Below are 7571 nucleotides of genomic sequence, written 5' to 3' on the forward strand. Positions count from 1 at the left end.
GTCACAAACGGATCTTGAACGCCCTCGCCCTATTTCCGCAGGCGATCCCTTGGACTCAATCGTCTAGCGCGGATTCTTTCGGCAATCGGCTCCTGGCCGTCGTCGCCGCGCGGCTCGGGAGCGCAAGGTGCCCTTACCCACTAACTTGCGCAGCGCGAAACGGGGCTCTGAGCGGATGTCGGTGACGATGACCTCGGGGCGGCGGCCGCCGTCGCGGCGGAACAGCACGTCGATCATGTGCAGGGAGTCGCGGACGGTGCCGGTCACGACCTTGGCGCCGAGCCCGACACCCTGGTCGTTGATCATGTTGAGCCAGGTCAGACCGCGTTTGGAGCCGAAGTACTTGCGGTTGGGGCGGGTGTAGATCGACGGGGCGCCAGCGCGCCGAGGCCTGGGCATAGATGTCTCGGCGCTTGAGATGACGGTGGAACCGGGTCAGCACGCACATGGTGTAGGCGTTCTTGTCGACGGTGCTGCCGTTGGGGCCGGGCCGGTGCACCAGCCGTTTCCACGACCCGGTCACCAGGCCGGCGTCCATGTCGGCCTCGGTGACCTTCTTCTTGCGGCCGTCCAGCAGCCGCGGCAGCGCCTTCGTGGCCTCCAGCACCCGGGCCGCCTCGGCGGTCGCGCCGAACTCGATGACCGTGGTGAGGGTCTTCAAGAACCCCGACACCGTCCCGATCCGCTCGGCCAAAAGCGCCCGCATCGGCCCGTCATCGTCGGCCTCGGGCGGCGGCACCATCCCGGTCACCGCCGCCACCGCCGTCCGCAGCTCCCGGCGCGGCACCACCGCGTCGATCGACTCCCACACCTGCTCCAGGCTGATCTCCTCGCCGTACTCGGTGACCTCCAGCAGCAGCTCCAGCACCGCCCGCTGCTGCGGCGACAGCGCCGCGTGCAAGCTCTGGTGCAGCCGGTCGATCGCCTGCTCCCTCACCCGCGCCACCAGCCGCGCCAGCGTCGTCACCCCCGGCAGCAGCACCCTCTCGGTCCGCAGCCACGCCACGCCTTCGGTGAAGATGCTCTTGGCGCTGTCCCCGGTGTTCCACGCCCGCGCGTCCACCCATTGGGCGAAGTCGTCCTCGGCCTCGGCGAAGTCCCGCAGCCCGTAGGCCTTTCGGATCTCCTCCTGGTGATCGAACGGCGTCTGCCGCCGCTCGGTGTACTGCTTGACCACCGACGCATCGGCGATGCCGAGCTGAGCCGCCAGGTAGTCCAGCACCTCGGTCGGCATCTCCAGCGGATCGGGCAGGAACCGGCCCACGAACCGCGCCGTGGTCACCTGTAGCGCGAACCCCCGCCTGCTGGCCTCACCCCGCCGCTTGGCGATCAGCTCGCGGTCGGCGTCGTCCAAGAAGAACAGCTTCTCCAGCTCCGCCCGCGACGGCGGCCCGGTGTACCGGCCGTAGGCGGTGGCTTCCTCATCACTCAAGAACACAACTGGCATGGCCCCACAAAGTAGGACCCACCCGGCAGCCGGATCCCACCAAAGATTAGACCGTTATCGAGCTACACCCGATACAGCGGTCCGACCAGTCCAAACGCGCAGCTCAGACGCATCGGAACGATCATCCGCGCTACGTCGCCCCCACCAGGCCCACTAACGAGACTTTTCGTTCCGATGCTGGTCAACCCCCGGACCTTCACCGGAACCTTCAGCGGAAGGAGCGGCGGTAGGCGGCCGGGGTGGTACGCAGGGCGGTGTGGAAGCGGCGGCGGAGGTTGACCGCCGAGGAGAGGCCGACGCGGGTGGCGATGGTCTCGACGGGCAGGTCGGTCTCCTCCAGCAGGGCGCGGGTGGCGGCCAGGCGGCGTTCCAGCAGCCAGCGGGCGGGTGGGACGCCGAGTTGGTCGGCGAACTGGCGGGTGAGGGTGCGGGGGGAGACGCCCGAGTAGGCGGCCATGTCCTCGACGGTGATCTGGTCGGGCAGGCGCGAGAGGAGCCATTCGAGCAGGGGGGCCAGGGAGTGCGGCATGGGGCCGGTGGTGGGGAGGGGAGGGTACTGGCGCTGGCAGCCCTCGCGGTGCGGACCGGCGGCGAGCTGGCGGCCGATGCGCATGGCGTGGGCCGCGCCGTGCTCCTGGAGGACCTGGTGAAGGCAGAGGTCGAGGGTGGCGGCCGAGGCTCCGGCGGTGGCGACGTCGCCGTGATCGACGTAGATGACGGTGTCGTCGGGGATGACGCGGGGGTGGCGGGCGGCGAGTTCGCCGGAGAGTTCCCAGTGGACGGAGGCGCGGCGGCCGTCCAGGAGGCCCAGGGCGGCGGGGATGAAGATTCCGGCGCAGACGGCGACGATGCGGGCGCCTCGGGCATGGGCTTGGGACACCGCGTGGAGTACGGCGGGCGAGGGGGTGAGGGTCCAGCCCGCGATGACCACGGTGTCGGCGTCGCCGAGGGCTTCGAGGCCGCCATCCACCTGGATGGGGACGCCGAGGGTGGTGGGGAGGGAGCCGGGGTGTTCGGCGCACAGGCTGAAGCTGTAGTGCCGGGGGATGTCGGGGCCGTGGTAGCCGAAGACGGCTGAGGCGGAGGTGACCGGGTAGAGCTCCTGGTTCGGTGCGACCAAGGCGACCACCCGATGCGGGCTGGGGGGCGTCGGGGGCGTTTCCGGGCAGTCCGGTGGCATGGCGCAAATGTACCCAATGATGTCATTTGGGACACCGGTGCTCTGATCTGGAAAAATCCAGAATTGGGGATCATGTGGACGAGGAACTTCACCCTCTACTTCGGGGCCCGCACGATCTCGCTGCTCGGTGACGCGATGATGCCCGTCGCCTCGGCGCTGGCGATCGGGAAAGTCTATGGGATCGCGGGCGTCGGCTACGTGCTCGCACTCTGGACCGCGTCGGCTGTGCTGGTCATGTTGTTCGGCGGAGTCGTCGCCGACCGGATCGGCGCCCGGCGCTTGATGATCTTCGCGGACATGGTCAGGGTCGTCACCCAGGGGGTCGTCGCCGTCGCCTTCCTGGACGGCGCTCCGCCGTACGCCCTGTTGCTGGTGATGGCGTCCTTGTCGGGCATGGCCGCCGGGATGTTCGAACCGGGCGTCAACGGCATGGTCCCCCTGGTCGCCGAAGAGCCACAGCGGGCCAACGCGACGCTGAAGATCGCCGAGGCGGTCACCCAGCTGGCGGGCCCCGCGCTGGCCGGAGTCCTCATCGTCGTCGCCGGGCCGGTCTTCGTCTACACGGTGGACGCCGCGACGTTCCTGGTCAGCGGGGTGTTCCTGCTGCTGGTCCGGGTCGCCGTACCCAGGCCGGGGCCCTCCGACGTGCTGAGCGACCTGCGCAGAGGCTGGGAGGAGTTCAAGGCCAGGAGCTGGATGTGGTCGGTCATCCTGGTCTGGGTGTTCTGGGGCGTTCTGGTGGTCGGGCCGTACGTGCCGCTGTCGTCGCAGGTCATCGGGGCCGACTACGGCTGGGTGATGGCGGCGCTCGGCCTCGGCACTGTGCTGGGCGGGCTGGTGGCGATCAGGCTCAGGCCGCGCAGGCCGCTGGCGGCCGGGGCGGTGGCGCTCGGCGGGTACGTGGCGGTGCCGCTGACGGTCGCGCTCGGGCTGCCGCTGCCGCTGCTGATGGGCGGGCACCTGTTCGGGGGGTGCGCGTATGCGTTCTGGTCGGTGATGTGGTCGACCAGCGTGCAGACGCAGGTCGCGCCGGACGTGCTGAACCGGGTCAACGCCTACCAGGTGGCCGGGTCGGTCGCGGGCATGGCAGTCGGGCAGGCGCTGGCCGGTCCGGTCACCACGCTGGTCGAACCGCGCGCCTTCATGCTGGGGTCGGCCCTGGTGACGGTCGGCGTCGTGGCGGCGCTGCTGTCGATCAAGCCGGTGAGGCGGCTGGGCCGGGAACCTCAGGAGGCCGGAGGCCGGTCGATCTCGGTCTCGGCCGGCGTGTTGACGTAGTCGGTCATCGTCCGCAGGGCGACGCCTGCCCTGGCCTGCTCGATCTGCTCGATCTGCTCGTCGGCGAGGTGGGCGACCGTACTCGGGCACCTTCTACTTGGGCTGACACCGCCCGCGTGTACGTGGGGGCAGCTTCCTTGACGGTCACGCCGTCCCGCCCCGCGACGTACCCGTGGATCAGGGAGCTCTTTCCCGACCCGAAGACCCCGGTGAAGACGGTGAGCCGTCGCTAGGGGATGTCGAGGGAGACACCGGTCAGGTTGTTCTCCCTCGCACCGCGGACCTGGATCAGGTCGTGGCCGTCCGCGGCGGTGTGATCCGACCCGCGGAAGCCGTCGGGGTGCCGAACTCTGCTTACCTGGTCGCTGGAGACCACGGAGTCCTTCCATCCTCGACTGATAGGTGACGCCCTACTCACAGGTGAGGCGGCGCGGAATGCCGCCACGGGCCTACATCGGCCGCTGCATGGCCTTCCTCCGCCGGGCGGCCACGCTGGAACCGGACTCGCGCCGCGCCATCCGGCGCAACACGACGGGCGCCAGCAGGAGCCCGATGACCGCCCACGCGCCGAGCACGCCGATCGTCTCCAGGTGCCGCCAGGACTCGCCGACCTCGGCGGCGGACATCGCATCCGGCAGCAGTGCCGAGCGCAACCCCAGGCCGAGCCAGTAGATCGGGAAGCCCTGCGCGATCCACTGCAGCCACTCCGGGAACGCGGTGATCGGATAGAACACACCGGAGATCGCCATGAGCAACATCATCGGCAGCATGACGACACCCACGCCCTGTGCGCTGTCGAACAGCGAGCCGACGATCGCGCCGATCGGCAGCAGCGCGACGAGGCCCAGCACCAGCACCCACGCCAGCGTCCACCACGACGGCACGCCGCCCAGCCGGAGTCCGTCGAACAGGAACGCCGCCGGGACCAACGGGATGAGCAGGCCCACGAGCGACGTCCCGGCCCGGCTGATCACCTTGCCGGTGAGGTAGCCGATCATGCCGTTCGGCGTCGCCTTCGCCCGCAGCAGCGTGCCGTCCTCGCGGTCCATGGTCAGCGCCATGGCCAGGGCCAGCAGCCCGTTGAGCACGAGGTTCATCCCGAGGATGCCCGGAATCGACTGCGAGCCGAGGGAGAAGTCCGTGCCCGGAACCCTGTTGCCTCTCAGCATGTACATCACGATCAGCGCGATGACAGGGAAGAACACCACGCTCCAGACGTCCTGCGCGTTGGTCATGTTCTGCCGGAACTCGATCCAGCCTCGATGCACGCCCGCGCGCAGGGCCACCGCGCCGGCGTTCACGCGGTCACCTCCGTCAACTCGCTCGGCGCCACGGTGCGCTGTCCGGACTCGAACTCGCGCACCATGGCCAGGTACACGTCCTCCAGTCGCACCCTGCGCACCTCCAGATCGCCGATCGCCTCGCCGTACGCCGCGAACAGTTCGCGCACGTAGCCGGTGGCATCCTCGTCGGAGTGCGTGAAGAACTCGCCATCCCTGCTGTAGCGGACTTCCGCCTTGCCGGAGACCCGCTCGGCCAGCTCCGCCGCGCTGCCGTCGGCCACGATCACACCGCCCGAAAGGATCACGATCCGGTCGGCGAGCTTCTCCGCCTCGTCCAGGTCGTGCGTGGTGAGCAGGATCGTCGTGTCCTCACGATCGGACAGCCGGCGCACCAGGTCGTGGAACTCCTGCCGGGCCTGCGGGTCGAAGCCGACGGTCGGCTCGTCCAGGAAGAGCAGGTCCGGCTTGCCGACGATGCCGATGGCCACGTCCAGTCTGCGTCGCTGCCCGCCGGAGAGCCTGGCGACCGGGGTGTCCGCCTGATCCGTCAGCCCGACGAGGGAGACCAGTTCGTCCGTGTCGTACGGCCTGGCACGTTCCGGCGTGCCGTACGGGGTGTAGTAGCGGCCGAGATGGCCGAGCAGTTCGCGGACCCGCCACTTGCCGTGGTCGCGCCAGGACTGCAGCACGATGCCCAGCCGCGCGCGCCATGCCTCGTCACCGGCCTCCGGGTCGATGCCCAGCACCCGCACCTCACCGGCGGAGCGCTTGCGGAACCCTTCCAGGATCTCGATGGTGGTTGTCTTACCCGCGCCATTTGGGCCCAGCAGAGCCAGCACCTCTCCCCTGCGTACGCGAAGGTCCACCCCGTACAGCACATCGGTCGAGCCGTACCGCATCCGCAGGCCGCGGGTCTCGATGGCCGGCTCCGCACCGGAGGGATCGGTGCCGCGGGGGACGGCGCTCGGCGCGGTCGTCGCCGCCGAGGTCCCGCCCTCTGTCTGATAGTCGTCTTCCCGTGGCATCCGGGGAGCGGATGCCCCTGATCTGTTGTCGCTCTCGCCGACATCCATACCTTAAAGTCTGTCATTGAACTAGCATGTTAAGACTTGTCTCGGCGTCAGCCGTGCTGTACAGGCGATGTGTGCGAGTAACCTTCAACTCGCGGATGAAGGCCGTAGGTCAGGGAGGCGATCCGGTGACCCGTGAGCAGGGAGCGCTTCGCCCCATCGATCTGGCCCGATCGGTCGGCGTCTCCACCCAGCAGATCCGCAACTACGCGGACGCCGCCATCCTGCCTCCTGCCCCACGGACCCCTGCCGGTTATCGCAGGTTCGACGCCGGACACCACCGGGCCCTGCTCACCTACCGCGCCCTCGCCAGAGGGTACGGATGGGACACGGCGCGAGTGATCATGCAGTCCGTCCATGCCGGGGACCTTCCTCTGGCGCTCGCGCACGTCGACGCCGCCCATGCCCTGGTGCATGAAGAGCGGCTCTCCCTCCAGGCGGCGGGTGAAGCGCTGGAGGCGGTCGCGGAGCAGACACCGGACACCTCCGCGCCGAGGTCGGGCATGCGCATCGGCGAGCTGGCCGCCCACCTGGGCGTGCGCACATCCGCCCTGCGCGTGTGGGAGTCCTCCGGCCTCCTGACGCCGAAGCGCGACCCGGGCACCGGCTACCGTACGTTCGGCCCGGCCGACGTCCGAGACGCACGCATGATCAACATGCTCCGCCAGGGCCGCTATCCCCTCACCCAGATCCAGGTCATCCTCGACGGCCTCCGCAGGACGGGCAGCAGCGACGCGCTACGCGCGGCGATCGCCCAGCGTCAGGCCGAACTGACCCAACGGGCGACCGCCATGTTGGAGGGCTCCAGCCACCTGCACCGCTACGTCGCGGGCGAGGAGCCGTCGTCCGCCGCCGGTCGGTCGTGAACCGGTCGGACGGGACGACGAACTCGGCGCGACGGTGGTCGGCGGCCCCCTGGGAGGCCGCACCCGGGCCCCCTCCGAATGGGTCGGGAAGGCCGGCCTCTCTGCCTCATCGGAGGGGACCAGCCCGCGGGGTGTCGCTCAGCAGGGAGACGCGGCGATCTGTACGCGGTGGCTGTCGTTGTCGGAGAGGAACGCCGCCAGCGCCCGCCCCTGCTCGGCCACGGTCGTGCGGTCGCCGCGGGAGAAGCGGCGTAGCGGGGTGATGACCACGGTGTCGGCCCGGACGGTCCAGGTCGCGGCGACCCGGCCGTCGAGGAGGACGACACGTTCGCCGGCGACCGACAGGCCGCGGTGGGCGTCGTCGATGATGCGGGTGCGGTCGTGGTAGCCGAGGATCGCGTTGTCGAAGGCCGGTAGGAAGCGGACCGGGGCGGGTGTGTCGGGGTC

Annotated in this window: 8 protein-coding genes and 1 pseudogene; 2 read left to right on the forward strand and 7 right to left on the reverse strand. The window is 69.8% G+C overall.

Annotated features, from left to right (window positions below; translation table 11 throughout):
* Positions 1-63: 63 nt before the first annotated feature.
* The 3 genes and pseudogenes from IMZ11_RS46865 to IMZ11_RS41140 form a co-directional block, all read right to left on the reverse strand.
* Positions 64-399, reverse strand: a complete 336-nt coding sequence (locus tag IMZ11_RS46865) for a Tn3 family transposase (RefSeq protein ID WP_374463229.1) — start codon at positions 397-399, stop codon at positions 64-66.
* Positions 400-946: 547 nt separating this feature from the next.
* Positions 947-1447 (reverse strand): annotated as a pseudogene (locus IMZ11_RS46870) (DUF4158 domain-containing protein); the annotation flags it as partial.
* A gap of 208 nt (positions 1448-1655) precedes the next feature.
* Positions 1656-2576 (reverse strand): helix-turn-helix domain-containing protein, encoded by a 921-nt coding sequence (locus tag IMZ11_RS41140; RefSeq protein ID WP_308066909.1) that lies wholly within the window; start codon positions 2574-2576, stop codon positions 1656-1658.
* Between the two features lie 123 nt (positions 2577-2699).
* On the opposite strand from IMZ11_RS41140, the gene IMZ11_RS41145 reads away from it, so the two are divergent.
* On the forward strand, positions 2700-3905 hold the full coding sequence (locus IMZ11_RS41145; protein WP_228648772.1) for an MFS transporter: 1206 nt from the start codon (positions 2700-2702) through the stop codon (positions 3903-3905).
* 229 nt (positions 3906-4134) lie between these two features.
* On the opposite strand, the gene IMZ11_RS41150 is transcribed toward IMZ11_RS41145, so the two are convergent.
* From IMZ11_RS41150 to IMZ11_RS41160, 3 genes are all read right to left on the reverse strand, one after another.
* On the reverse strand, positions 4135-4281 hold the full coding sequence (locus IMZ11_RS41150) for a hypothetical protein (protein ID WP_228648783.1): 147 nt from the start codon (positions 4279-4281) through the stop codon (positions 4135-4137).
* Between the two features lie 73 nt (positions 4282-4354).
* Positions 4355-5206 carry an ABC transporter permease gene (locus IMZ11_RS41155; RefSeq protein ID WP_228648774.1) on the reverse strand — a complete coding sequence of 284 codons (852 nt, stop codon included), beginning with the start codon at positions 5204-5206 and terminating at the stop codon, positions 4355-4357.
* Positions 5203-6213: an ABC transporter ATP-binding protein gene (locus tag IMZ11_RS41160; RefSeq protein WP_374463230.1), complete on the reverse strand. Its 1011-nt coding sequence runs from the start codon at positions 6211-6213 to the stop codon at positions 5203-5205. The genes IMZ11_RS41155 and IMZ11_RS41160 overlap by 4 nt, the downstream gene beginning before the upstream one ends.
* A gap of 173 nt (positions 6214-6386) precedes the next feature.
* Here IMZ11_RS41160 and IMZ11_RS41165 point away from each other — a divergent pair, with 173 nt between their 5' ends.
* Positions 6387-7124, forward strand: a complete 738-nt coding sequence (locus IMZ11_RS41165; protein ID WP_228648776.1) for a MerR family transcriptional regulator — start codon at positions 6387-6389, stop codon at positions 7122-7124.
* A gap of 138 nt (positions 7125-7262) precedes the next feature.
* On the opposite strand, the gene IMZ11_RS41170 is transcribed toward IMZ11_RS41165, so the two are convergent.
* Positions 7263-7571: DNA glycosylase AlkZ-like family protein (locus IMZ11_RS41170; RefSeq protein WP_228648779.1), on the reverse strand; the 309-nt coding region annotated here is incomplete at its 5' end.

The organism is Microtetraspora sp. AC03309 (genome assembly GCF_020826795.1).
GTDB classification, from domain to species: Bacteria; Actinomycetota; Actinomycetes; order Streptosporangiales; family Streptosporangiaceae; genus Microtetraspora; species Microtetraspora glauca.

Coding starts and splice junctions, on each gene's coding strand:
- IMZ11_RS41160 (WP_374463230.1), bottom strand. CDS start 6,213: ATGCCACGGGAAGACGACTATCAGACAGAGGGCGGGACCTCGGCGGCG.
- IMZ11_RS46865 (WP_374463229.1), bottom strand. CDS start 399: ATGCCCAGGCCTCGGCGCGCTGGCGCCCCGTCGATCTACACCCGCCCC.
- IMZ11_RS41145 (WP_228648772.1), top strand. CDS start 2,700: ATGTGGACGAGGAACTTCACCCTCTACTTCGGGGCCCGCACGATCTCG.